The following is a 25,713-nucleotide window of genomic DNA, read 5'->3' on the forward strand; positions in this document are numbered from 1 at the left end:
CTACTAATAAAGATTTAAAAAAACTTATAAAAGAAAATAAATTTAGAGAAGATTTGTATTATAGACTTAATGTTATACCATTAAAAATACCACCTTTAAGGGAGAGAAAAGAAGATATAGAACTTCTTATGGACATGTTAGTAGAAAAATATAATGAATTACTTGGTAAGTTTGTTTATAAAATTGATAAAGAATGTATAAATATTTTAACGAATTATCCATGGTACGGAAATGTAAGGGAGCTAGAAAATGCTGTAGAATTCATGATAAATATGGCAGATGATAGTGGAGTTGTGACTGTTGATATGCTCCCGCCAAATATAGTAGAGAGTAAAAATCTTAACTCTTATGGAAGTTATATAGAGGGAGAGATAAGACCTTTAAAAGATATAGAAAAAGAATATATTCTAAAAGCTTTAGATATATACGGTCATGATACCAAAGGCAAACAATTGGCAGCGAAGCATTTAGGAATAGGTATAGCTACTCTATATAGAAAATTAGAAGGGATAAAAGAGTTATCAAAATAATAATTTTTTTATATCTATTATCTTATAAATCAATAAAAATACATGCTTTATCGTAATGATAACTAATTATTGTTTTGATAATAAAATTATATACTTTAAAATTATATGAAGATACAAAGCTATTAATAAGCTTTGTATTTTTTTTAATAAAGTATTCATAATTTAGATAAAATCCATTATTTAAAGGAAAGTTAAATATATAAATAAAATTTAATAGACAAAAATTGGCATGGCTATTGCTTATAGTTATTTTCGGAAAGTAAAAATTTTTCAAAAGCAAAGAAGAAAAGAGGTAATAGCGATGTGTAAAAAAATAAAATGGAAAGAAAATACTATGATGCAGAAGGAAAATAAAGCATCTGTTGAATTTTTAGGAGAGGAAGAAATAAAAAAAGCTAGACATTTTCATGAAAGTTTTCCTCAATATACTAAGACTCCTTTAGTAAATTTAGATAATTTAGCAAAGCATATAGGTGTAGGTGGAGTATATGTAAAAGATGAATCTTACCGTTTTGGATTAAATGCTTTTAAAGTATTAGGTGGATCTTTTTCTATGGGTAAATACTTAGCAAAAAAAATAGGAAAAGACATCTCAGAATTGAGCTATGAAAAACTTACATCAGAGGAAATAAAAAAGGAACTTGGGGATATAACATTTATTACAGCTACAGATGGAAATCACGGTCGTGGAGTAGCATGGACTGCAGCACAGTTAAAACAAAAATCAATAGTGTATATGCCAAAAGGATCTTCATTAACAAGGCTTGAAAATATAAGAAAAGAAGGAGCAGAGGCTTCTATAACTGACATGAATTATGATGATGCTGTAAGACTTGCAGCTTCTGGGGCAGAAAAAAATGGATGGGTTGTGGTTCAAGATACTGCTTGGGAAGGATATGAAGAGATTCCTACTTGGATAATGCAAGGATATGGAACTATGGCATCAGAAGCACTAGAACAATTAAAAGAGCTAAATGTAGATAGACCTACACATATATTTGTACAGGCTGGAGTTGGTTCTTTAGCAGGAGCTGTTCAAGGATATTTTGCTTCAGTATTTAAAGATGAATGTCCAATAACTGTAGTAGTAGAAGCTGAAGAGGCAGCTTGCTTATATGAATCAGCAGTAGCTGGAGATGGAAAAGCAAGAGCGGTAACTGGAGATATGCCTACTATAATGGCAGGACTTGCTTGTGGGGAAGCAAATACTATAGGATGGGAAGTACTAAAATCTTACAGTTCAACTTTTGTATCTTGTCCGAATTGGGTTGCAGCTAATGGTATGAGAATATTAGGAAATCCTGTAAAAGAAGATAGAAGAGTAATATCTGGAGAATCAGGAGCAGTAACAACTGGACTCATAAGTGCAATAATGACAAGAGATGACATGAAAGAATTAAGGGAACAATTAAAACTAGATGAAAATTCTAGAATACTATTATTTAGTACAGAAGGAGACACAGATCCAGATAAATATAGACAAATTGTTTGGAATGGGGAATATTCAAAATAAAAAAAATTATGGGGGTATAAAAATGGATGATAAAGTGAAAAAAGCAATAGCTCCTGTTGATGAATTGCTTCCACCACAGCAGTTATTTATTTTAGGTTTACAACATGTTTTGGCAATGTGTGCAGGTGCAGTTGCTGTTCCTTTAATAATAGGAAGTGCATTAAAATTATCTAGTGAAGAAGTAATATTTCTTATAAATGCAGATCTTTTTGTGGCAGGTATAGCAACTTTAATACAGTCTTTAGGTATAAAGAATTTTATTGGGGNNTGGGGCAAAGGTTCCTGTTATTGAAGGAGCAAGTTTTGCATCTGTATCGGCAATGATAGCTATTGCAAATACTTATCCAGGAGATCCTATAACAGGCATTACAACTATTTTTGGAGCTACATTTGTAGCTGGATTATTCTGCTTTATTATGGCACCTTTCTTTGGAAAACTTATAAGATTTTTCCCAAAAGTAGTAACAGGTACTGTAATAACTATAATAGGAATATCGTTACTTCCAGTAGCAGTTAAATGGTGTGCAGGCAATGATATAAACTCTCCAACATTCGCTAGTCCTAAAAATATTTTATTAGCTTTATTTGTTCTAATTTTAATCCTGACTATGTATAAATTCTTTAAAGGGATTTTAGGTAATATATCTATATTATTGGGTATAGTTATAGGAACTATTGCTGCTTCAATGTTAAACATGACAGATTTTAGCAGGGTTAGTAGTTCTGGATGGATTAATATAGATGTACCTTTCTATTTTGGATCACTTAAATTTAATTTAACGGCTATAATTTCAATGATATTAGTTATGTTAGTTACGATGACAGAATCTACAGGAAATATGATAGCTATACATGAAATGGTTGGTAAAGAGATTGATGATAAAAACTTAACTAGAGGACTTAGAACAGATGGATTTGCCACAATGCTTGCAGGTATATTTAATACCTTCCCACACACTGCTTTTGGACAAAATGTAGGTCTTGTAAATTTAACAGGGGTTAAAAGCCGTTTTGTGGTAGCTGCTTCAGGAATAATTTTGATATTATTGGGATTATTCCCAAAAGCAGGAGCAGTAGTAGCTTCTATACCATATCCTGTCCTTGGAGGAGCTGGAATAGCTATGTTTGGTATGGTGGCTTCAGGTGGAATCTCAAGCCTTGGCAAGGTTGAATTTAATGGAACTAAAAATGGAATGATAGTAGCAGTAAGCCTTGGACTTGCTATGATTCCTTTAGCAGTACCAACTTTTTATGCTAAATTTCCACAATGGGTAGACACTCTTTTCCATAGTGGTATAACAACTGGTAGTTTATCTGCTATACTTTTAAATTTATTCTTTAATGAGCTTGGAAAAAATAAAAAATTACCAATACAAGATAATAAAGAAGTAGTTAATAAAGATAGTTGTAAAGCGTAACAGATTAAAAAAGAAATGAAAATAACACTTTAAAATTATGTTTTATATAGACATAAAAGGAGATGTAATTTTACAATGGCCACTTTAATAAAAAATGGAGTTATTGTTACTTCAGGAGATATTTTTAAAGGAGATATTTATATAGAAAATGGTATCATAACTAAAATAGGCATGAATTTAATTGAAGAAGCTGATGAAATAGTTGATGCTGATGAAAAATATGTAATTCCTGGAGGTGTAGATGTTCACACTCACTTAAATTTAGATGTAGGAATAGCTGTGGCCACAGATGACTTTTATACTGGAACTGTAGCAGCTGCATGTGGTGGTACTACAACTATAGTTGATCATTTAGCATTTGGACCAAAAGGATGTAATTTACATCATCAAGTAAATTTATATCATAATTATGCTAACGATAATGCAGTTATAGATTATGGATTTCATGGTGTTATACAACATGTAAACGATAATATATTAGAAGAACTTGAAGAGCTATCTAGTGAAGGAATAACAAGTAATAAAATTTACTTAACCTACGATTATAGATTAAGCGATTTAGAAGTATTTAAAGTACTAATTAAATCTAAAGAAATTGGTATAATCACAGCTGTACATCCAGAGAATAATGACGTTGTTAATTATCTTAGAGAATACTATTCAAGCAATGGTCTTACGGCACCGATATACCACTCAAAGAGCAGACCGGTATGTTGTGAGGGAGAAGCTATAAATAAAATGCTCAATATTGCTAAAATGGCAGGAGATTCTCCTTTATACATAGTGCATCTTTCCTGTAAGCTCGGATTAGATTATATAAAAATGGCTATGGATAATGGACAAAAGAATGTTTTTACAGAAACATGTCCTCAATATCTTTTTTTAGATGAAATCAAATATAATGGTGAAAACAATGAAGGATTAAAATATATTGCTAGTCCTCCTTTAAGAGAAAAGTCTAATCAAGATGCATTGTGGAAAGGAATTCAAGATGGCTATATACAAGTTATTGCAACAGATCACTGTCCATTTAATTTCAATGTAGAAAAACAACTAGGAAAAGATGACTTTACTAAATGTCCAGGTGGAGTACCGGGAATAGAAACTAGAATTCCGTTGATTTTTTCAGAGGGAGTTATGAAGAAAAGAATATCATTAAATAAATTTGTAGATTTAGTAAGTACAAAGCCTGCAAAAATATTTGGATTATACCCCAAAAAAGGGACTATTGCAATTGGCTCCGATGGAGATATTGTTATAATTGACCCTAATAAAAAAGTTAAAATTACAAAATCAATGTTACATGAAAATGTCGATTATACTCCTTATGAAGGATTTGAACTTCAAGGGTATCCAATAATGACAATTTCAAGAGGAAAAGTTATAGTAAAAGATAATGACTTTATTGGAGAAAAAGGATATGGACAATTTTTAAAAAGAGAAAAAACAGACTTTTCCAATATTTAAATAAATAGCGATTTTTCTAATTATAAAGAACCTTTTGTAAAATAAAAGGTTCTTGTTTCTAAATTTATCAAAATGATAAGATATATAGGTTATTAAATTGAGTATTAGAATGAATATTTATAACATTCGATAAATTTATTATTAAAATGATAAATTCATCATTTTAATAATAAATTTATGACTATAATTTTTAAAGATTAACCATTTATAGGCTTTAAAGTATTTGCCATGATTACACTAGATGGCATTAAGATGATTGCTAAAGCAGGCTTTTCTAAAAGAAATACAACTATAATCGGCATTACATTTTCTTTTGGTATTGGTCTTACCACCATGAAGCTTGCTATTGATACATTTCCACAATTTTTGCAGCCATTCCTTAGTGGAGTACAACCTCTTATAAGTTCACCGGCTACGTATGCTGTATCGTTTCAATTATAGCAAGTATTCTTTTTCCAATGGGTAAAGAAAATAAAGAATTAGTGAAATCAGCAATGCAGAATGATCAATCTCCAAATTAGTAGCTAATTAATATATGAATGAATACTCTTGAATGTATAGGAATTTAGAAATACATAGGAAAAGCTTAGCCTTATGCATCTGGAATCAAAAAGAAATATTTATGAAAAGGCTGCAGAAGTTCTTGTGAAAAAGCAGAAATAATAAAGGATAGTAATTGTATAACATAATTAGAGATATCTCGTTATACTATAAATGTAAAAAATGGAATGTTGTTTTTACATTTATTTACAACGGTGATAAAATAATAATTGAATATAGAAATTACTTATAAATATCATACAATAATAATTTAAATTTGTAATCGTTAACTATATTTTAAATAAAAAATTGAGAAGGTGACAAATATTGAATAATGTGATTGGACAAAACATTCCGAGAGTAGATGCTTACGAAAAAGTTACTGGCAGAGTAAAATTTACGGATGATTTGATTTTAAATCAATGTCTTGTGGCAAAAGTGTATCATTCTACCATTGCCAATGGAATTGTAAAGTCAATTGATACCAGTGAAGCAGAAGCTTTAGACGGGGTCGTAAAGGTTGTAACATTTAAAGATGTACCAAAACAAACTTATCCTACTCCAGGTCATCCCTGGTCGGTGGAACCTGCTCATCAAGATGTGGCAGACCGTAATATTTTGACAGGAAGAGTCCGTTATTATGGAGATGATATTGCGGCTGTTATTGCAGAGGATGAAGTAATCGCGACTAGGGCTTTAAAATTAATTAAAGTTGAGTACGAAGAATATAAGCCTGAGATACATCCAAGAGAATCTATGAAAGGGAGCAATCCTCCGATTCATGAAGAAAAGCCTGATAATATTCTTGCCAAAAGCGAATATGAAATCGGCAATGTGAAAGAAGCTTTTGAATCGGCGGAAGTGGTTGTAGACGGAACTTATAAAACCCAGGTTGTGCAGCATTGCCATATTGAAAATCCTATATCATATGCGTATATGGAGAAAGGACGTATTGTGATTGTCAGCTCTACACAGATTCCCCATATTGTAAAAAGGGTTGTAGGACAGGCATTGGGAATTTCATGGGGAAAAGTAAGAGTTATAAAACCTTATATCGGCGGAGGATTCGGTAATAAACAGGATGTGTTATATGAGCCCTTGAATGCTTTTTTAACAACACAGGTAGGTGGCCGTCCTGTAAAATTAGATGTTACAAGAGAGGAAACCTTTATTTGCACTAGAACAAGACACTCCATAGAATATGATCTTAAAGCAGGAGTAGATAAAGAAGGAATAATCATTTGCAAAGAAATGCATGCTTATTCCAATCAAGGAGCATATGCTTCTCATGGTCATGCGATTGCTGCCAACGGTGCAACTGCATGGAGACATTTGTATCATGTAGACAATATTAAAGCAACGGCTTATACGGTCTATACCAATACTCCTGTAGGTGGAGCCATGAGAGGATATGGCATTCCACAGATGTGCTTTGCAAGTGAAGCTTTTATAGATGATATTGCTTATAAAATTAATATGGATCCATTAGAGTTCCGTAAGAAGAATTTAATTAAGGGATACTTTAAAGATCCTTATCTTACTCCTATAGCAGCCAATACAAATGGTGTTATGGAATGTATGGATAAGGGTGCTAAGTATATTGATTGGCAGAAAAAACGAGAACAATACCGAAATCAGACAGGGAATATCCGCAGGGGAGTCGGTATGTCGGTGTTTAGTTATAAAACTGGTGTATGGCCTATTTCTCTTGAAATAGCAGGTGCAAGGCTGGTTATGAATCAAGACGGCAGTGTACAACTTATGGTTGGAGCTACTGAGATAGGACAGGGTTCAGATACGGTATTTTCACAAATGGTAGCGGAAACTCTGCATATAAATGTGGAAGATGTTCATATCCAATCTGTTCAGGATACGGATGTTACACCATTTGATACAGGTGCTTATGCATCCAGACAGTCTTATGTAACAGGTACCGCAGTAAAACAGTGTGCAGAACAGATGTATGAAAAGATTTTAACTTATGCCAAAACACTTCTGAAAGAAGAATATAACCAATTAGAGATTGAAGACGGATGGATATTAGGAGATGGGAAAAAAGTATTGTCCTTAGAAGAGTTAGCTATGGAAAGTTACTACAGCCTCAGCAATTCCTCTGTTATTACATCGGAAGTATCTCTTCAGACGAAAAAGAATGCCATAGCAACTGGATGCTGCTTTGCAGAAGTAGAAGTAGATATTAAGCTTGGAAAAGTAAAGATTATAAAAATAATCAATGTCCATGACAGTGGAGTATTACTGAATCCTCAGCTTGCTGTTATGCAGATACATGGAGGAATGTCCATGGGAATTGGTTATGGATTAAGCGAGCAATTGCTTGTGGATGAGAAAACAGGCAGAGTCTTAAATGGTACATTGTTAGATTACAAAATGCCGACAACAATGGATTTACCGGACCTGGATGTTGATTTCGTAGAATTAGAAGAACCTACAGGACCTTATGGCAATAAAGCATTGGGAGAACCACCAGCCATTCCGCCAGCTCCAGCTATTCGTAATGCTGTCTTACATGCAACTGGTGTCAGCCTTCATGAGATTCCTATGTCTCCTCAAAGATTAATCGATGCTTTTACCAAAGCAGGTTTAATATAGAAAGGAGGGAATGTTATGTACGATATTAATCATTATTATAATGCAGCAACAATAAAAGAAGCAGTTTCCCTTCTGAAGGAACATTCCAATGCAAGAATTATTGCAGGAGGAAGTGATGTGCTAATCAAGATTCGGGAAGGAAAAATGGCAGGAACAGATCTGCTCTGTATTCGTGACATCAAGGAACTCCAGGGAGTTACTTTAACAGAAAATAAAGATATTCATATCGGTGCTGCCACTACTTTCAGCCATATTACAAATGATCCGATTATCCAAAAATATATTCCTGTTTTGGGAGAAGCAGTAGATCAAGTTGGCGGACCGCAGGTTCGAAATATTGGAACAATCGGCGGTAATATCTGTAATGGTGCGGTTAGTGCAGATAGTGCTCCCACAGTCTTTTCTTTGGATGCCAAATTAAAGATTGTCAGCAGTGACGGTGAAAGAATTGTACCGGTAAAAGAATTCTATTTAGGACCGGGACGTGTGGACTTGCATCCAGGCGAACTGCTTACGCATATTATTATCCCTAAAGAGAATTACTGGGGATATTGGGGACGCTATATTAAATATTCTATGAGAAATGCTATGGATATTGCTACACTAAGCTGTAGTGTTGTAAGCAAGGTAAATCCTCAGACCAATGTTTTAGAGGATGTAAGAATTACCTTTGGAGTTGCAGCGCCTGTTCCTTACCGCTGCCATATGACGGAAGATGCCATAAAAGGAAAAATGATTGAGGAATCTCTTTGTCAAGTAGTAGAAGACACCATTCGCCAAGAGATTAATCCAAGAGATTCATGGAGAGCTTCTAAAGCATTTCGCCTTCAGATCGGTGGAGAGATTGCAAAAAGGGCACTGGCAAAAACAATAGAACTTTCAAGGGGGAATCATCATGAATAAAGAGATGCGGCTGGTAAAATGCATCGTAAATGGAAAAGAAGTAGCCGAATATGTAGACGTGAGGGAATCCTTATTGGATATGCTACGTAACCGTTTAGGACTTACTTCGGTAAAAAAAGGCTGTGAAGTAGGCGAATGCGGTGCCTGCACCGTAATTATCGATGGTGAAACAGTTGATTCTTGTATCTATTTGGCCGTATGGGCAGAAGGTAAGAATATCAGAACATTGGAAGGACTCCTTGGAGAAAATGGGGAATTAACCAGAATTCAAGAGGCATTTATTGAAGAAGGAGCAGTTCAGTGCGGATTCTGCACACCAGGCTTTGTAATGTCAGCTACTGTTTTATTAGAACGAGGAGAAAAACTTTCCAGAGAAGCTATTAAAAAGCATATGGCAGGAAACTTATGCCGCTGTACTGGATATCACAATATTGTATCGGCAGTAGAAAAAGTGATGGAAGAAGGTGGAACTAATCAGAATTAGGGCATGTTTGAAAATCAAGTAGTGCAAGAATTAAAATAAATAAATTTGTAGATTTAGTAAGTACAAAACCTGCAAAAATATTTGGATTATGCCCCAAGAAAGGGACTATTGCAATTGGCTCCGATGGAGATATTGTTATAATTGACCCTAATAAGAAAGTTAAAATTACAAAGTCAATGTTACATGAAAATGTCGATTATACTCCTTATGAAGGGTTTGAACTTCAAGGATATCCAATAATGACAATTTCAAGAGTAAAAGTTATAGTAAAAGATAATGTATTTATTGGAGAAAAAGGATATGGACAATTTCTAAAAAGAAAAAAGTAGATCTTTCTACTATTGACTAAATAATAATTTTGTAGTTATAAGGAACCTTTTGTAGATTAAAAAGGTTCTTTTTTCTTAATTTATCAATATGATAAGATATATTACTAAGTTGGGTATTAGAGTGAATATTTACAACATTCGATAAATTTATTATTAAAATGANNTCATTTTAATAATAAATTTATCCATATAATTTTTCTAAATTAACCATTTATAGGCTTTAAGTTATTTGGCATAGATATTGCTTATTAAATATGGTAAAGGAGGAGGCCAAAAGTTAAAAAGAAAATATAGAAATTTTTCATTTTAAAGATTCTAAATAATTAGTATGTAAATTTAAAATTTAAAACTTAATTATAAAAATTTAGGAGGCGTATTCATGCAAGATATTAAAAAATTAACTGAAAAATTAGGAAATTTCAAATGTGAAAAAATGTATAATAATGATTTCTTCTTAACTTGGGAAAAGACAGATGACGAACTTAATGCTGTATTTACAGTAGCAGATATTTTACGCAAAATGAGAGAAGATAATATATCTACAAAAATATTTGATAGTGGATTAGGTATTTCACTATTCCGTGATAATTCTACAAGAACAAGATTTAGCTTTGCAAGCGCATGTAACTTATTAGGATTAGAAGTTCAAGATCTAGATGAAGGAAAGTCACAAATTGCTCATGGAGAAACAGTACGTGAAACAGCGAATATGATTTCTTTCATGGCTGATGTTATAGGTATCAGAGATGACATGTTTATAGGTAAAGGAAACAAATATATGCATGAAGTATCTGAGGCAGTTCAAGATGGATATAAAGAAGGAGTTTTAGAACAACGTCCTACACTTGTAAATCTTCAATGTGATATAGACCATCCAACTCAATGTATGGCAGATTTACTTCATATAATTCATCATTTTGGAGGAGAAGAAAATCTTAAAGGTAAAAAAATAGCTATGTCTTGGGCATATTCACCATCTTATGGTAAACCACTTTCAGTTCCACAAGGTGTAATTGGATTAATGACAAGAATGGGAATGGAAGTTGTACTTGCTCATCCAGAAGGATATGACTTAATGCCTGAAGTAGAAGAAGTAGCAAGAAAAAATGCTGAAGCAAGTGGCGGTAAATTTATAAAAACTAACTCAATGAAAGAAGCTTTCGAAAATGCAGATATAGTATATCCTAAGAGCTGGGCACCTTTTGCATTCATGGAAAGACGTACAGACCTATATGGAGAAGGTAAATTTGAAGAAATAGATGTACTAGAAAAAGAATTATTACAAGAAAATGCTAAACATAAAGATTGGGAATGTACAGAAGAAATGATGAAGCTTACTAAAGATGGAAAAGCATTATATTTACACTGCTTACCAGCTGACATCACAGGAGTTAGCTGTAGTGAAGGAGAAGTAGCTGCATCAGTATTTGATCGTTACCGTGAACCACTTTACAAAGAAGCCGGATATAAACCTTATATTATTGCTTCAATGATATTCTTAAGCAAAGTTAAAAATCCAGTTGAAACAATTGAGAAGCTTTTAAAAGCAAATAATCCAAGATTTTACGGAAAATAATTATGATGTAATAAAAAATTTATTATATCTTTAAGGGGGAAAAGTTTGTATGGGCGACAAGATGCGACCAATTTCATTTGAAAGAATGATTACATGGATTATAAAAGAACTTAAAGAAAAGGAATCTATTTTTGGAATCCACAAGGATAAATTTTACAAAAATAATACTAATAAATATATAGAATTATTTGGAGAAAAACTGGCATCTCCAATTGGTCCTGCAGCAGGTCCTAATTCTCAATTAACACAAAACATAGTTGCATCTTACTTAACAGGGAGCCGTTTTATTGAATTAAAAACAGTGCAAGTTATTGATGGAGAGGATTTACCCGTAGCTAAACCATGTATCCATGCAGAAGATGAATGCTATAATGTGGAATGGTCTACAGAACTAACAGTGCCAGAAGCTTATGATGAGTATATAAAGGCTTGGTTCTTACTTCATGTTTTAATGAAAGAATTAAACTTAAGCAAAGAAAGAGATTTCATGTTTAACATGAGTGTAGGCTATGATTTAGAAGGTATAAAATCTCCTAAAGTTGATGCTTATATAGAAGGAATGAGAAATGCATCCACTACAAAGGTTTGGAAGGAATGTAAAGAAAGATTACTTTCTAATATGGATTTATTCTCTAATTTTAGTAAAGAAGATTTGGACAAAATTTCACCAGTAGTTTGCCCGTCCATTACTTTATCTACACTACATGGATGTCCACCAGAAGAAATTGAAAAGATTGCAAAGTATCTTTTAGAAGAAAAAAATCTTCATACTTTTATAAAAATGAATCCAACTCTTTTAGGAGAAAAANNATACCTTTGATCAAATGGGATATGATTACGTAGTTCTTAATCCTAAACATTTTGTAAATGACTTGCAATATAAAGATGGAGTATCTATGCTTAAACGTCTAAAAGTTATTGCTAAAGAATTAAAATTAGAAATAGGAGTAAAGCTTACAAATACTCTGCCAGTTAAAATTGAAAATGGCGAATTACCTGGAGAAGAAATGTATATGTCAGGCCGCTCTCTTTTCCCACTAACTATATCTTTAGCAAGCAAATTAGCTTCAGAATTTGATGGAGATTTACAGATATCTTATTCTGGTGGTGCAGATTTCTTTAATGTAGAAAAAATCTTAAAAGCAGGCATTCAACCAATCACTTTTGCAACTACTATATTAAAACCAGGTGGTTATGAAAGAATAACTCAAATGGCTAAAAAGGTAGAAGATAATCTTAAAGGTGCATTTAAAGGTATAAATACAGAATATTTAAATGAGTTTGCAAAGTCAGCTTTAAATGATAAATATCACCTTAAAGATCTTAGACCTGTAAGCAGCAGGAAGATTTCTTCTGAACTTCCAATTTATGATTGTGCAATAGCACCTTGTACAATAGGATGCCCTATAAATCAACAAATACCTGAATATGTAGCTTTAGTTGGTGAGAAAAAATATGATGAAGCTTTCAACTTAATAGTTAAAGATAATGCTTCACCAGCAATTACAGGAACTATATGCAATCACAATTGTCAATACAAATGTACAAGACTTGATTATGATGAATCAGTTTTAATTAGAGACATGAAAAAAGTAGCAGTTTTAAATGCTGCAGATAAATATATTGCAAATATTAAAAAAGCAGACATAAAGAGTAATAAAAAAGTAGCAGTTATAGGAGCAGGTCCAGCAGGACTATCTGTTGCACTTTTCTTAAGAAGAAATGGTGTAGATGTAACTGTAATGGATAGAAAAGAAAGACCTTATGGCGTTATAGAATATGTTATTCCAGAGTTTAGAATTTCTTCTGAAATGATTAAAAGAGATTTTGAACTTGTTAAAAAACAGGGAGTTAATTTTAAATTTGGTATTGATGAAAATTTAGATGTAGATGCACTAAAGAAAGAATATGATTATGTGGTACTAGCAATAGGTGCTTGGAAACCAGGTAATTTACCATTAAAAGAAGGTGGAGAAAAAGCTATTGATGCTATTTCATTCCTTGAAAATCACAAAAGTTCTAAAGGAAATATGAATTTAGGAAAGCATGTATGTGTCATCGGTGGTGGTGACGTAGCTATGGATGCAGCACGTGCAGCTAAAAGAACTCCAGGAGTAGAAAAAGTTTCTATAGTTTATAGAAGAACTAAAAAGTATATGCCAGCTAGCTTAGAAGAAATAGAGTTAGCTCAATCAGAAGACATATTATTCAAAGAATTACTTTCACCAATATCAATAAAAGATTCCAAACTAATTTGTGAAGAGATGAAATTAGGAGAAAAAGATGCTTCAGGAAGAAGAAGACCTGTAGGTTCTGGCAAAATTGTGGAGATAGAAGCAGATACAGTTATTTCTGCTGTAGGACAGCAAATAGACAGTGATTTACTTAGAAAAAATAAAATAGAATTGGATTATAAAGGTTTCCCTAAGGTAAGCAAAGCTTGTGAGACAAACATTACTAATGTATATGTTACTGGGGATATGAAAGAAGGACCATCTACTATTGTTAAAGCTATAGCTGATGGTAAAGCGGTATCTAAGGATATTTTATTAAAAGAAGGATTAAGTAACGATTTTGATAAAAAAGTCTTTACTGCAAATGAAAAGGAAACATATAACAAGAAAGGTATATTAAAAGCTTCTGATTGTTTAGAAAAAGAATCAGAGAGATGCCTATCTTGTAACAAGGTATGTGAAATTTGTGTAGACGTTTGTCCTAATAGAGCAAATATAGTCGTTAATGTGGATGAAGGTTTCCAATCTTCACATCAAATAATACACTTAGATGGAATGTGCAATGAGTGTGGTAACTGTGGTATATTCTGTCCTTATGAAGGAAATCCATATAAAGATAAAACAACAGTTTTCTGGAGCAAAGAAGACTTTGAAGATAGTACAAACAAAGGATTTTTAATCATAGATAAAGATAAAGGAATCTGCAAAGTTAGAAAAGAAAATGCCGAAGTTGTAGATTATACCATTGGTGAATTAAATGTCATCTCAAATGAGATGGAAAATATGATCAAAACTTTCATAAATAAATATAGCTATATGTCATAAAGAATATTTAGAATTGGGGAGGTGAATCAAATGTTGTTGATTGGAAATGGAAAAGTTATAACTAGAGATAATACTAGACCAATCATAGACAATGGATGTGTTGCTGTTGAGAAAAATAAAATTATTGAAATTGGATCAACTGAAACGTTAAAGAATAAGTATAAAGAATACCAATTTATAGATGCAAAAGGCAAACTCATAATGCCGGGATTTATAAATACTCATATGCACTATTATAGTACTTTTGCTAGAGGGATGGCTAATGACAGTCCTCCAGCAAAATCATTCCCTGATATACTTAAAGGTCTTTGGTGGAGATTAGATAAAGCATTGAATTTAGAAGATGTTTACTATAGTGCTATGGTACCTATGGTGGATCAAATAAAAAATGGTGTAACCACTGTATTTGATCATCATGCTAGTGCTCATGCTGTCAAAGGAAGCTTATTTAAAATAGCAGAGGCAGCAGAGACAATGGGAATTCGTAGTAATTTGTGTTATGAAACTTCTGATAGAGATGGAGAAAAAATTGCACAAGAAGGCATCGACGAAAATACAGAATTTATTAAATATTGCAATGATAAAAATGATGATATGATTAAAGGAATGTTTGGACTTCATGCATCTATGACAATTTCTGAAAAGACCTTAGAAAAATGTGTGGATGCAGCTAAAAGTTTAAACACAGGCTTCCATGTTCATTGCGGAGAAGGTATTGAAGATTTAGAAGATTCAAAAGAGAAGTATGGCAAGGGCGTTATAGAAAGATGGTACGATGCAGGAGTTCTTTGTGATAAAACCATAGCAGTACATTGTATTTATGTTTCAGATGATGAAATGGAAATGATCAAAGAAAAGAATTCAATAGTAGTTCATAATCCTGAGTCAAACATGGGAAATGCAGTAGGTGTTTCTCCAGTGCTTAAAATGTATAAAAAGGGAATTTTATTAGGATTAGGAACTGATGGATACACTCCAGATGTTACTGAATCTTATAAAGTTGCTAACATTATTCATAAACATGCTGCTAAGGATTCAACTGTGGCATGGGGTGAAATTCCTGAAATGTTATTTGAGAACAACAGAAAAATTACCGAAAGATTTATTGATGGTAAGGTTGGAATTTTAAAAGAAGGTGCACTAGCGGATATAATTGTAGTAGATTATAATCCACCAACACCAATTAATGAAAATAATATTAACAGCCATATATTATTTGGTATCAATGGAAGACATGTTGATACAACTATTATAAATGGTAAAGTTCTAATGGAAGATAGAAAACTTCTTCATGTTGATGAAGAGAGAATTATGGCTAGAAGCAGAGAACTAGCAACTGAAGTTTGGGAAAGATTTTAATTTATAAGGTTTTGGAGGGATTTAAATGGAAACTATTAAAAAAGAAGAAATATTAAAATTAGCTGAGAAATATAAACCAGAGATGACAAAATTCTTAAGAGATATGATTAGAATTCCAAGTGAAAGCTGTCAAGAGAAAGAAGTAGTACTTAGAATAAAAGAAGAGATGGAAAAAGTAGGATTTGATAAAGTAGAAATAGATCCTATGGGAAACGTATTAGGATATATAGGTCATGGAAAACATGTTATAGCTATGGATGCTCATATAGATACAGTTGGAATAGGTGATAGAAATCTATGGAATTATGATCCTTATGAGGGCTATGAAGATGATGAAATAATAATAGGAAGAGGCGGAACAGACCAAGAAGGCGGAATGGCCTCTATGGTTTATGCTGGAAAGATAATCAAAGATCTTGGACTAGAAGATGATTACACATTAATAGTAACTGGTACTGTTCAAGAAGAAGACTGTGATGGACTATGCTGGCAATATATAATCAATGAAAGCAAAATAAAACCAGAATTTGTTGTAATTACAGAACCAACTTCCTTAAATATATACAGAGGACATAGAGGAAGAATGGAAATAAAAGTTACAACTCGTGGTGTTAGCTGCCACGGATCAGCACCAGAAAGAGGAGATAACGCAATATTTAAAATGGCTCCTATACTAAATGAATTAAAAGCTTTACATGAAAACTTAAAATATGATGAATTCTTAGGAAAAGGTAGCTTAACTGTATCTGAAATATTCTTCTCATCACCTTCAAGATGTGCTGTTGCAGATGGATGTACTATATCTGTAGACAGAAGACTTACTGATGGTGAAACTTGGGAATATGCAGTTCAACAAATTAAGAATTTACCAGCAGTTAAAGCTGCAAATGCTGAAGTTGAAATGTATAGCTATGAAAGACCTTCATATACTGGTTTAGTATATCCAACAGAATGTTTCTTCCCAACTTGGGTATTAAAAGAAGATCACCCAGCATGTGAAACAGCTGTAAAATGCTACAAAGACCTATTCAAGAGTGAACCAAAAGTTGATAAATGGACATTCTCTACAAATGCAGTTTCTATAATGGGTAGATATGGAATACCATGTATCGGATTTGGACCAGGACATGAAGATCAAGCTCATGCTCCTAATGAAAGAACTTGGAAAGATGAATTAGTAAAATGTGCAGCAATGTATGCACTTATTCCAATAACTTATGTAAAAGAATTTGCTAACAAATAGTAGGGGGTATAGGATATGGGGCTAAGTAAATTAGTTATAGCATTAGGCGGAAACGCACTTCAAGAATCTGGAACCCCTGCGACAGCAGAAGCCCAATTAGAAGTAGTTAAAAAGACTTGTGAGTATATAGCAGAGCTTAGTTGCAGAAAATATGAAATTGCAATAGTTCATGGAAATGGTCCACAAGTAGGAAGGATTCTACTTGCATCAGAAGCAGCTGCAAATGTTACACCATCTATGCCTTTTGATGTATGTGGTGCTATGAGTCAAGGTTATATAGGATATCATATTCAGCAATCCCTTAGAAAAGCTTTAGCTGATAGAAATAAGAATACACAAGTGACAACAATTGTTACACAGGTAGTAGTTGATAAAGATGACATTGCTTTTAAAAACCCTACTAAACCTATAGGAGCTTTTTATAGTGAAGAAGAAGCTAAAAAACTTCAAGAAGAAAAGGGTTATGTAATGAAAGAAGATTCTGGAAGGGGATGGAGAAGAGTAGTAGCTTCACCGGTACCTAAAAGAATAGTAGAGATTTCATCAGTTAAAGAATTATGGAATTCAACTATATGTATAGCAGCAGGCGGCGGCGGTATTCCAGTTATTGAAAAAGAAGATGGATCATTAGAGGGAGTTGCCGCAGTTATAGATAAAGATCTTGCAGCTGAAAAACTTGCTGAGGATGTTAATGCAGATACTCTAATGATACTTACAGAGGTTGAAAAGGTATCAATAAACTTTAATAAACCTAATCAAGCTGATCTTAATCATATTACTGTAGAGGAAGCTGAAAAATATATGGAAGAGGGACATTTTGCTCCTGGATCAATGCTTCCAAAAGTTAAGGCAGCAGTAATGTTTGCAAAAGCGAACCCAAATCATAAAGCTATAATAACTTCACTTTACAGTGCTGTAGATGCACTAGAAGGTAAGACAGGAACAGTTATCACACTAAATAAATAAGATTAAATTTAATTTGAGAGTTGAAAGTAAAGAATTGAGGGCTAAAAAACTTCTTAACTTTCAGCTCTCAATTTTTAACTATAGTTTATTCTAAAAGTTTCTTTATGAGTAATAAAATATAAATATATTAATTATGGGGTGAGCTCTTATGTCTGAATTTATTTTAAATGGTGAAAGAATCAACATTGAAGAAGATATGAATTTTCTTGAATATTTAAGAGAATATAGAAATTTAACCTCAGTGAAAAACGGTTGTGCAGAAGGAGCTTGTGGTGCTTGCATGATAATTGTAGATGGCAAAGCTATGAGAGCTTGTTTATTTACAACTGTAAAAGCAGATGGAAAAAATATATTGACTGTTGAAGGGCTTTCAGAAAAAGAGAAAGATGTGTTTGTTTGGGCTTTTTCAAAGGCTGGTGCAGTTCAATGCGGTTTTTGCATACCAGGTATGATTATAAGTGCAAAGGCACTTTTAGATAAGAATTTAAATCCAAGTAAAAAAGAAATTAAAACTGCTATTAGAGGAAATGTTTGTAGATGTACTGGATACGTTAAAATAATAAAAGCTATTGAAATGGCAGCAGAAGCATTTAGAAATGGCGGAATTTTACCTGATGAAAAATATAAAGGTAAAATAGGTGAAAATATTCCAAGAATAGATGCAAAGGATAAAATCTTAGGTACCGGAAAGTATGTAGATGACATGAAAGTAGAGGGAATGGTTTATGGTTCTGCTTTAAGAACGAAATATCCTAGAGCATTAGTAAAGAGTATTGACATTTCAGAAGCTTTAAAACATCCAGAAGTAGAAGCGGTACTTACGGCAGAAGATATACCAGGAAAGAGATTTATAGGACATATATCAAAAGATTGGCCAGCTTTAATAGCAGTAGGAGAAGAAACAAGATATGTTGGAGATTCAGTTGCACTAGTTGCAGCAAAGAGTAAAAAAGCTTTAAAAGAAATACTTAATCTTATAAAAGTAGAATATGAAGAGTTAAAACCTTTAAGTAGTCCTTCTATGGCAATGGAGGAAAATGCATCTAAAATTCATCCTGATGGAAATATTTTAAGAGTGGAAAAAGTAAAAAGAGGTAATGTGGATGAAGCTATAGCTAATTCTAAATATGTAGTTACAAATCATTATTCTACTCCTTTTACTGAACATGCTTTTTTAGAACCAGAAAGTGCTATAGGTATGCCAGATGGTGACGGGGTTATTATCTATACTGGATCTCAGGGGATATATGATGAACAAAGAGAAATTTCTGAGCTTTTAGGACTTCCTAGTGAAAAAGTAAGAGCTATAAGTAAATATGTAGGAGGCGGCTTTGGTGGAAAAGAGGATATGAGTGTACAACATCATGCTGCTCTACTTGCTTGGCATATGAAAAAGCCTGTAAAAGTAACTTTAAGCCGTAAGGAAAGTATAATGATCCATCCTAAGAGACACGCTATGGAAATGACTATTACTACTGCTTGTGATGAAGAAGGAAATTTAACAGCATTTAAAGCTGAAATTATAGCAGATACTGGTGCCTATGCATCATTGGGTGGACCTGTACTTCAAAGGGCTTGTACTCACGCAGCAGGACCATATAGATGTTCAAATGTGGAGATTAAAGGTACAGCAGTATATACCAATAATCCCCCAGGTGGAGCTTTTAGAGGTTTTGGTGTAACTCAGTCAGTTTTCGGATCAGAATGTAATTTAAATCTTTTAGCAGAAAAAGTAGGTATATCCCCTTGGGAGATAAGATTTAAAAATGCAGTAGAACCGGGAGATGTATTGCCTAATGGACAAATTGCAGATGCAGGAACTGCTATCAAAGAAACTATATTGGCTGTAAAAGATGCATATGAAAATAATAAATATGCTGGAATAGCTTGTTGTATGAAAAATGCAGGAATTGGTGTTGGATTACCTGATGTTGGTAGATGCAATTTAGTAGTGATAGATGGAAAAGTTCACATAAGAACTAGTGCAGCTTGTATAGGACAGGGACTTGGAACAATCCTTACACAAATAATATGTGAAACAACAAATTTATTACCAGAGCAGATAATTTTGGATTTACCAGATACAATGGTTGCACCGGACTCAGGAACAACTACAGCATCAAGGCAAACGGTATTTACTGGAGAAGCTACAAGAGTGGCGGCATTAAAGCTTAAAGAAAGGTTATTAACTAAGTCACTAGAAGAGTGTGAAGGGGAAGAATTCTATGGAGAATATAAAGGTATCACAGATCCTATTAATTCGGATAAAGAAAATCCAGTAAGTCACGTGGCTTATGGTTATGCAACACAAGTTGTTATCCTTGATGAAGATGGAAGGGTAGAAAAAGTAGTTGCAGCACATGATGTAGGAAAGGCTATAAATGTTACTAATGTAGAAGGACAAATTGAAGGTGGAGTAGTTATGGGACTTGGATATGCATTTACAGAAGATTATCCATTAAACAACTCTGTTCCTACTGCTAAATTTGGAACTTTAGGATTATTTAGAGCTACAGATATACCAGAAATTGAATCCATAATAATTGAAAAGAACACAAATGATTTAGCTTATGGTGCAAAAGGAGTAGGAGAAATCACAACTATACCAACAGCTCCAGCAGCTCAAGGAGCTTATTTAAAGTTTGACGGACAATTTAGAAAAAAACTTCCTTTTGATGATACAGCTTATAGGAAAAAGAAATAATTGTCTGAATATTTTTTTAAATAAACAGATTTAAATAAAGGATTAGTATAAAAGATTAAGATAATAGAAGCTAACTATAAATTATTAGAATTTATAATTGTAAGAAAGCATGAAGTTTTTCTGTAGATAACTTTCTATGATAATCATTTTAGTGGCATGGAAGTCGCAACATGACTTTCATGCCTAATTATAAAAATCTTCTCCTAGTACTTAATTTTTTTTGATAATAAAATAGCTTCTTATGATATTTTTAAGTAATCTTTTTTATATAAGTATTTTAATTAGGTATAAGCTGATATTAGATTCTGCCGAGCAGCTAATTTTAAATTCACACTCATACACTCCTAACAGTCTATACCTTTTCTTGATAAAACTCCTTTAGTATAGTAATGTTTAACTTCTTTCATCTCAGTTACTAAATCAGCTGCATCTATTAGCACTTTAGGTGCATATCCACCAGTAATTATTATTTCACAATTTTCATGTCTATGAGTTAAAGTCTCTAGGACCTCTTCTATTGTTAAAAATTTAAAATACAAAGCTATGGTTACTTCATCGAAAATAACTAAATCATATTCTCCACTGGTTATTATATCCTTCATTTTATCTAGAACAGCCTTAGCTAAATTTTTATCTCTTTCATTAGGGTTTCTATTTATTATGCATCCATCTCAAAACTGTTCTATAATTATATTGGAAAAATGTTTTTCTAAATGGGTTTCGCTATATTCCATATCTTTAACAAATTGTCCTACATATACTTTTCCACCATTAAATAATGTTCTTAGCGCAACCCAAAAGGCTGCTGTGGTTTTCCCTTTTCCATTTCCTGCATAGACATGTATATAAGCCATATATATCCCTCCGATGCTATTCAGTAATTTCTTTTTCAAATATTATTTCATAATCTCTAGGTCTTCCATGAGAATTATAGTACATAGGAAGAACTTGTACTAATTTCCATCCATTTTTCGCATATTCATCTATGATTTCATGATGGTCAGCATCAGAAAAAAATCCTCCTAGTGTTGTTGGCACATATTTATATTCATACATAACTATCCCTTCATCAAATTAAAATTTTTCTATTTTAACTTAATTATACTATTTATGCAACAAATTTAGATAATATGAAGTTTAAATTTATTATATAAAGTAATAGCGTAGATTATAGCTGAGATTAAAAAATATGGGCAGCGTCAATCTTGCTTATAATAGATATTTTTAGTAAGAGTATTAGAGTTTATGAAGTTGTAAGCAGCATTTGGTGGTATGCCTTTGGATCTTGTATATCTATTATGAGTGGATTTGGAGGATTATCCTTATGTATGAAGAATAAAGAGAATAGCTAGATAATTCATGGATATTAAATAAGTATATAGATGATTTCCTAGTAAAAAGATAAGATATGATGTGGGTAAGGAGGGAGAAAAGTGAAGAAAAAAACAATGTCTATTTTAGTGTTTATATTTAGTGTTATTTCATTACTTATTTCGCTTAAATTATTTTGGAATATGGGCATATTTGTAGATGAATACAATTTAACTCCTGCAGTTGTAAATGGAGGAGAGTTTTGGCTTCTAATGGATTGGCTTAGATTGATTTTATTGTTCCTAGCAGCAGTTATTTCTGGAATAAATATTTTTACAAAAAGAGAATAAATAAAAAACTAGCTATGAGGTACGGATTGCACTCTATAGCTAGTTAAATTTTTTCTTAAATTAATCCCAATCGATAAATACTACAGGTTTAATTAAATCTTTTGGTTTCTTATCCATTATATCAAATGCTTCTTCAATTTTATCAAACCCATAATATCTATGAGTAATTAATTTAGTTGTATCAACACGGTTATATTGTACCATGTTAAGAAGTTTCTGAATTCTTAATGCGCCACCAGGGCAAAATCCACCGCGGATGTCTTTATTACTCATGCCAAGCCCCCAAAGATAAGCAGGCATACTCAATGTATCTTTTACATCGAAGAAATTTACGTTGGCAATTATACCGCCTTCTTTTGTCATAGCAATAGCTTGAGCAAAGCTATCTTGATTTCCTCCAGCAATAATAACAGCGTCAACTCCACCTTTTACAAGCCCTAAAATTTGCTGAACAATGTCACCTTCTTTATAGCTTATAACATCTGTTGCACCATATTCTTTTGCAATTTCAATACAGTTTGGCCTAGTACCTACAACAATAATTCTTCCAGCTCCTTTTAATTTAGCTCCAGCTACTGCCATAAGTCCAACAGGACCGATACCTAATACTACCACTGTATCTCCAAAACCAATTTCTGCAAGTTCTACACCGTGAAATCCTGTAGACATCATATCAACAGTCATAAGCGCTGCTTCTGGTGCCATGCCTTCAGGTAATAAGACTAAATTGGAATCTGCATTGTTTACATGAAAATATTCTGCAAAAACACCATCTTTAGAAGATAAAAACTTAAAGCTTCCCATTAATCCAGTATCATGAGCATTGTATTTTCCCTGTACACCTAAAGCAAGCCAATCAGGGGTACCAGCAGGAACAACTACAATATCTCCTACTTTAAAACGAGTAACCATACTGCCTATTTCTACAATTTCTCCAATAGCTTCATGACCTAATATTAAATCCTTCTTTTCACTAGATCCACCATGTAAAACATGAACATCAGAAGAACAAGGAGCAACTGCGATAGGACGTAAAATTGCATCTAAAGGGCCTGCTACAGGCTTCTCCTTTTCTAACCATCCTGGTTGATTTATTGATTTCATTCCAAAACCTTTCATAAAGTGCACCTCCTAAAATTGTATTTTATGTGTATAAACAATAACTTGTTTTTTATATCAAATTATACCATACTTACATTAATAGCAATACAATTATAATAGTTTTTATAGAAACAGATAGATGCATTTGTTTATTAGAAATGTTCATTTATAATTATAATTATATAAAGATTAATAGAAGATTTATTTTCTACAATATATTTTAAGTTTTAATATTGGATACCTCATTTATTCCCTAAGTATATCCCTAAGCTCCATTAAATTAGAAATTTCATAATTAGGTTTCATTCCTGTTTTATTTGTAATTTTATCAGGATTAAACCAACAGGTATCTATACCAAAATTTATTCCGCCTTGTATATCGGATGTTAAGCTATCTCCTACCATCAATATCTTACTTTTATCAGTATACTTCATGTTGTTTAAAGTCAGCTCAAATATTTTAGGATCTGGTTTTGATACTTGAACTTCCTCAGATATTACTATATTCTCGAAGTATTTTGCTATAGCAGATTTTCTTATTCTATTATCTTGAACTTCTGTAAGACCATTAGTTATTATAGAAAGTCTATAATTTTTATGTAAACTTTCTATAAGGTCCATACTATTATCATATAAAAAGGATGCAAAAGACAAATGCTTCATATATGATTTTGCAAATTCAACCTCATCAAAGTCAATATTTAATTTATCAGATAATCTTTTAAATCTTTCAACTTTTAATTCTTTTTGGGTAATAAGTCCATCCTCAAAATCTTTCCATATAGCTGTATTTATATCACTGTATACTTTTAAATGATAATTTTTATCATATTCTATATTAAATTCAACCATAGTATTTTTAAAAGCATCTCTTTCAGATTTTCTAAAATCAAATAAAGTATCATCTGCATCAAATATTATAATCTCGTATTTCATAATAAACCTCCTCATATATATAAATTAATTTAGATTAAATGTATAGATAGATAGCTACAACCTTAAAGAGTGCACAATTCAAAATTCATAATTAAGGATGAAATTAGTTTTAATCAAACTAATTTCTTTAAATAGATTTTTTAAATAGAAGTGACTGTGTCACTTTAAAAATAAATCAATTCAAAACTTCTCCTATAAAAGAGAAGTATCAATAATTCTCCATTCTCAATCGTCAATACTCCATTGTATAAGGGATGCAGTATACATCGGAGCAAGATCCATTGAATTTAATAGTTCTAATTGTAACATACAAATTCTTTTATAAAAGAGCCCTAGAATATTGAATAATCCAATAGGCTTAAACATTTTTATTTAATTTAAGGTTTTTTTGTTTATACTTATTATCAATTCTTGCATTAATTATAAGTCCTATAAGAAATAGTGCTCCTCCTATTACCTTACCTTGAGAAAAAATACCTAGGTATATATAATCTATAACAGCACTTGCAAGCATTTGACCTATAAAGCGAAGTATAACTATATATACTGCTGGTACTTTAGGAACTATAATGTTAAACATATAAGTTGTTAAAACTCCTATGAATCCCCCTAAAAAATAGGGGATGGGAATAGACTTTATAGAAAAGTAAGATGGCATAGAGTTTATCATAATGACGCATAATAAAATAGATGATATGGTAGCCATTAAGTAGTTTATAATAACTCCATTTATCATGCCTTCTTTTTGAGCAACTTTTCCATTTAACATCATACTTATAACTATTGTCACTCCAGTTAGGAATGATAAGAATATATATATCATATTACTCCTCCTTACATAGTAATCATAACTATTATTCCAAGCGAAATTATTGAAAATCCTAATATTTTTTCTTTCCTAAATTTATTAACTGGCATTCCAAACAATCCAAAGTGCTCTACCAAGCTAGACATTACAAGTTGTCCAAATAAAGTTATTCCTATAGTAAGAGTTAATCCTATTTTAGGGATAGATATATTGTTTAAAAGGATAGTTACAACACTTAGTATACCCGGTAGAAAAAACATAAGTGGTAATTTCCTCAAGTTTGAAAGCCTATTTTTCTTTATTATAGATATAATTATAATCAATATAAATCCTATTATATGAAATATTAGAGTACTTATATACGGTCCTGTTATATTGGCTAGCATTCCATTTAAAAAAATCATTATGGCAAGTATAACACCATTTATAAGTGCTAAGTTTTTATACATACATAAATTCCTCCTACACTTTACAATACTATATAAATAAATTACAATATTTTTATG

19 protein-coding genes and 4 pseudogenes are annotated in these 25,713 nt (G+C 32.2%); 16 read left to right on the top strand and 7 right to left on the bottom strand.

From position 1 onward, the window contains the following. The 4 genes and pseudogenes from B3603_RS09385 to hydA all read left to right on the top strand — a co-directional run. A partial coding sequence (locus B3603_RS09385) for a helix-turn-helix domain-containing protein (RefSeq protein WP_291563793.1) occupies positions 1-530 on the top strand: 530 nt, incomplete at its 5' end. 301 nt (positions 531-831) lie between these two features. After that, positions 832-2,043, top strand: coding sequence for a diaminopropionate ammonia-lyase (gene dpaL, locus B3603_RS09390; protein ID WP_291563796.1), 1,212 nt, complete (start codon positions 832-834; stop codon positions 2,041-2,043). 22 nt (positions 2,044-2,065) lie between these two features. Beyond that, positions 2,066-3,461, top strand: a pseudogene (locus B3603_RS09395) (nucleobase:cation symporter-2 family protein). Between the two features lie 75 nt (positions 3,462-3,536). Continuing rightward, on the top strand, positions 3,537-4,928 hold the full coding sequence (gene hydA, locus B3603_RS09400; protein ID WP_291563799.1) for a dihydropyrimidinase: 1,392 nt from the start codon (positions 3,537-3,539) through the stop codon (positions 4,926-4,928). 197 nt (positions 4,929-5,125) lie between these two features. Here the strand turns inward: hydA and B3603_RS09405 are convergent, their stop codons facing one another. After that, the gene (locus tag B3603_RS09405; protein WP_291563803.1) at positions 5,126-5,263 is read right to left on the bottom strand and encodes a hypothetical protein; all 138 of its coding nucleotides are present in this window, start codon (positions 5,261-5,263) and stop codon (positions 5,126-5,128) included. Between the two features lie 529 nt (positions 5,264-5,792). On the opposite strand from B3603_RS09405, the gene xdhA reads away from it, so the two are divergent. From xdhA to xdh, 10 genes and pseudogenes are all read left to right on the top strand, one after another. After that, positions 5,793-8,078 (top strand): xanthine dehydrogenase subunit XdhA, encoded by a 2,286-nt coding sequence (xdhA, locus tag B3603_RS09410; RefSeq protein WP_396152438.1) that lies wholly within the window; start codon positions 5,793-5,795, stop codon positions 8,076-8,078. Positions 8,079-8,093: 15 nt separating this feature from the next. Continuing rightward, positions 8,094-8,981: a xanthine dehydrogenase subunit XdhB gene (gene xdhB / locus B3603_RS09415; RefSeq protein ID WP_291563805.1), complete on the top strand. Its 888-nt coding sequence runs from the start codon at positions 8,094-8,096 to the stop codon at positions 8,979-8,981. Beyond that, a complete protein-coding gene (gene xdhC / locus B3603_RS09420) occupies positions 8,974-9,465 on the top strand; it encodes a xanthine dehydrogenase subunit XdhC (RefSeq protein ID WP_291563809.1) in 492 nt (163 codons plus the stop codon). Before xdhB ends, xdhC begins: the two co-directional genes overlap by 8 nt. Positions 9,466-9,491: 26 nt before the next feature. Then, positions 9,492-9,794, top strand: a pseudogene (locus B3603_RS09425) (amidohydrolase family protein); the annotation flags it as partial. 379 nt (positions 9,795-10,173) lie between these two features. Beyond that, complete coding sequence (gene ygeW / locus B3603_RS09430; RefSeq protein ID WP_291563812.1) at positions 10,174-11,370, top strand: knotted carbamoyltransferase YgeW; 1,197 nt, start codon at positions 10,174-10,176, stop codon at positions 11,368-11,370. Positions 11,371-11,419: 49 nt separating this feature from the next. Beyond that, a pseudogene (gene ygfK, locus B3603_RS09435) lies at positions 11,420-14,429 on the top strand (putative selenate reductase subunit YgfK). Positions 14,430-14,459: 30 nt separating this feature from the next. After that, positions 14,460-15,788, top strand: a complete 1,329-nt coding sequence (ssnA, locus tag B3603_RS09440; protein ID WP_291563814.1) for a putative aminohydrolase SsnA — start codon at positions 14,460-14,462, stop codon at positions 15,786-15,788. A gap of 25 nt (positions 15,789-15,813) precedes the next feature. Next, positions 15,814-17,031, top strand: a complete 1,218-nt coding sequence (locus B3603_RS09445) for a YgeY family selenium metabolism-linked hydrolase (protein WP_291563817.1) — start codon at positions 15,814-15,816, stop codon at positions 17,029-17,031. 15 nt (positions 17,032-17,046) lie between these two features. Beyond that, positions 17,047-17,997: a carbamate kinase gene (arcC, locus tag B3603_RS09450; protein WP_291563819.1), complete on the top strand. Its 951-nt coding sequence runs from the start codon at positions 17,047-17,049 to the stop codon at positions 17,995-17,997. 148 nt (positions 17,998-18,145) lie between these two features. After that, a complete protein-coding gene (gene xdh, locus B3603_RS09455; protein ID WP_291563822.1) occupies positions 18,146-20,701 on the top strand; it encodes a selenium-dependent xanthine dehydrogenase in 2,556 nt (851 codons plus the stop codon). Between the two features lie 344 nt (positions 20,702-21,045). On the opposite strand, the pseudogene B3603_RS09460 reads toward xdh, so the two are convergent. Together B3603_RS09460 and B3603_RS09465 are read right to left on the bottom strand one after the other, a co-directional pair. After that, positions 21,046-21,555: pseudogene (locus B3603_RS09460) on the bottom strand (cob(I)yrinic acid a,c-diamide adenosyltransferase). 16 nt (positions 21,556-21,571) lie between these two features. Next, the gene (locus B3603_RS09465) at positions 21,572-21,757 is read right to left on the bottom strand and encodes a DUF4177 domain-containing protein (protein ID WP_291563825.1); all 186 of its coding nucleotides are present in this window, start codon (positions 21,755-21,757) and stop codon (positions 21,572-21,574) included. Between the two features lie 149 nt (positions 21,758-21,906). Here B3603_RS09465 and B3603_RS09470 point away from each other — a divergent pair, with 149 nt between their 5' ends. Beyond that, positions 21,907-22,053, top strand: coding sequence for a hypothetical protein (locus B3603_RS09470; RefSeq protein ID WP_291563828.1), 147 nt, complete (start codon positions 21,907-21,909; stop codon positions 22,051-22,053). 81 nt (positions 22,054-22,134) lie between these two features. Next, positions 22,135-22,362, top strand: coding sequence for a hypothetical protein (locus B3603_RS09475; RefSeq protein WP_291563831.1), 228 nt, complete (start codon positions 22,135-22,137; stop codon positions 22,360-22,362). A gap of 60 nt (positions 22,363-22,422) precedes the next feature. Here B3603_RS09475 and B3603_RS09480 read toward each other — a convergent pair whose 3' ends face one another. The 4 genes from B3603_RS09480 to B3603_RS09495 form a co-directional block, all read right to left on the bottom strand. Next, a complete protein-coding gene (locus B3603_RS09480; protein WP_291563834.1) occupies positions 22,423-23,481 on the bottom strand; it encodes an NAD(P)-dependent alcohol dehydrogenase in 1,059 nt (352 codons plus the stop codon). A 228-nt stretch (positions 23,482-23,709) separates the two neighbouring features. After that, positions 23,710-24,399: a YjjG family noncanonical pyrimidine nucleotidase gene (locus tag B3603_RS09485; RefSeq protein WP_291563837.1), complete on the bottom strand. Its 690-nt coding sequence runs from the start codon at positions 24,397-24,399 to the stop codon at positions 23,710-23,712. Between the two features lie 358 nt (positions 24,400-24,757). Continuing rightward, positions 24,758-25,222, bottom strand: coding sequence for a DMT family transporter (locus B3603_RS09490; RefSeq protein WP_291563840.1), 465 nt, complete (start codon positions 25,220-25,222; stop codon positions 24,758-24,760). Between the two features lie 11 nt (positions 25,223-25,233). After that, on the bottom strand, positions 25,234-25,656 hold the full coding sequence (locus B3603_RS09495; protein WP_291563843.1) for a DMT family transporter: 423 nt from the start codon (positions 25,654-25,656) through the stop codon (positions 25,234-25,236). Positions 25,657-25,713: the final 57 nt, after the last annotated feature.

Origin of the sequence: Clostridium sp. UBA2485, assembly GCF_002341865.1 — a bacterium.
In the GTDB taxonomy this organism is placed as follows: Bacteria; Bacillota; Clostridia; order Clostridiales; family Clostridiaceae; genus Clostridium_J.

Bases quoted from the DNA above. Each gene is read 5' to 3' on its own strand.
- arcC (WP_291563819.1), top strand. From the start codon at position 17,047: ATGGGGCTAAGTAAATTAGTTATAGCATTAGGCGGAAACGCACTTCAA.
- xdh (WP_291563822.1), top strand. From the start codon at position 18,146: ATGTCTGAATTTATTTTAAATGGTGAAAGAATCAACATTGAAGAAGAT.
- B3603_RS09465 (WP_291563825.1), bottom strand. From the start codon at position 21,757: ATGTATGAATATAAATATGTGCCAACAACACTAGGAGGATTTTTTTCT.
- B3603_RS09490 (WP_291563840.1), bottom strand. From the start codon at position 25,222: ATGATATATATATTCTTATCATTCCTAACTGGAGTGACAATAGTTATA.
- hydA (WP_291563799.1), top strand. From the start codon at position 3,537: ATGGCCACTTTAATAAAAAATGGAGTTATTGTTACTTCAGGAGATATT.
- ssnA (WP_291563814.1), top strand. From the start codon at position 14,460: ATGTTGTTGATTGGAAATGGAAAAGTTATAACTAGAGATAATACTAGA.
- dpaL (WP_291563796.1), top strand. From the start codon at position 832: ATGTGTAAAAAAATAAAATGGAAAGAAAATACTATGATGCAGAAGGAA.
- xdhB (WP_291563805.1), top strand. From the start codon at position 8,094: ATGTACGATATTAATCATTATTATAATGCAGCAACAATAAAAGAAGCA.
- B3603_RS09495 (WP_291563843.1), bottom strand. From the start codon at position 25,656: ATGTATAAAAACTTAGCACTTATAAATGGTGTTATACTTGCCATAATG.
- B3603_RS09480 (WP_291563834.1), bottom strand. From the start codon at position 23,481: ATGAAAGGTTTTGGAATGAAATCAATAAATCAACCAGGATGGTTAGAA.
- xdhC (WP_291563809.1), top strand. From the start codon at position 8,974: ATGAATAAAGAGATGCGGCTGGTAAAATGCATCGTAAATGGAAAAGAA.
- B3603_RS09485 (WP_291563837.1), bottom strand. From the start codon at position 24,399: ATGAAATACGAGATTATAATATTTGATGCAGATGATACTTTATTTGAT.
- B3603_RS09445 (WP_291563817.1), top strand. From the start codon at position 15,814: ATGGAAACTATTAAAAAAGAAGAAATATTAAAATTAGCTGAGAAATAT.
- ygeW (WP_291563812.1), top strand. From the start codon at position 10,174: ATGCAAGATATTAAAAAATTAACTGAAAAATTAGGAAATTTCAAATGT.
- B3603_RS09405 (WP_291563803.1), bottom strand. From the start codon at position 5,263: ATGGTGGTAAGACCAATACCAAAAGAAAATGTAATGCCGATTATAGTT.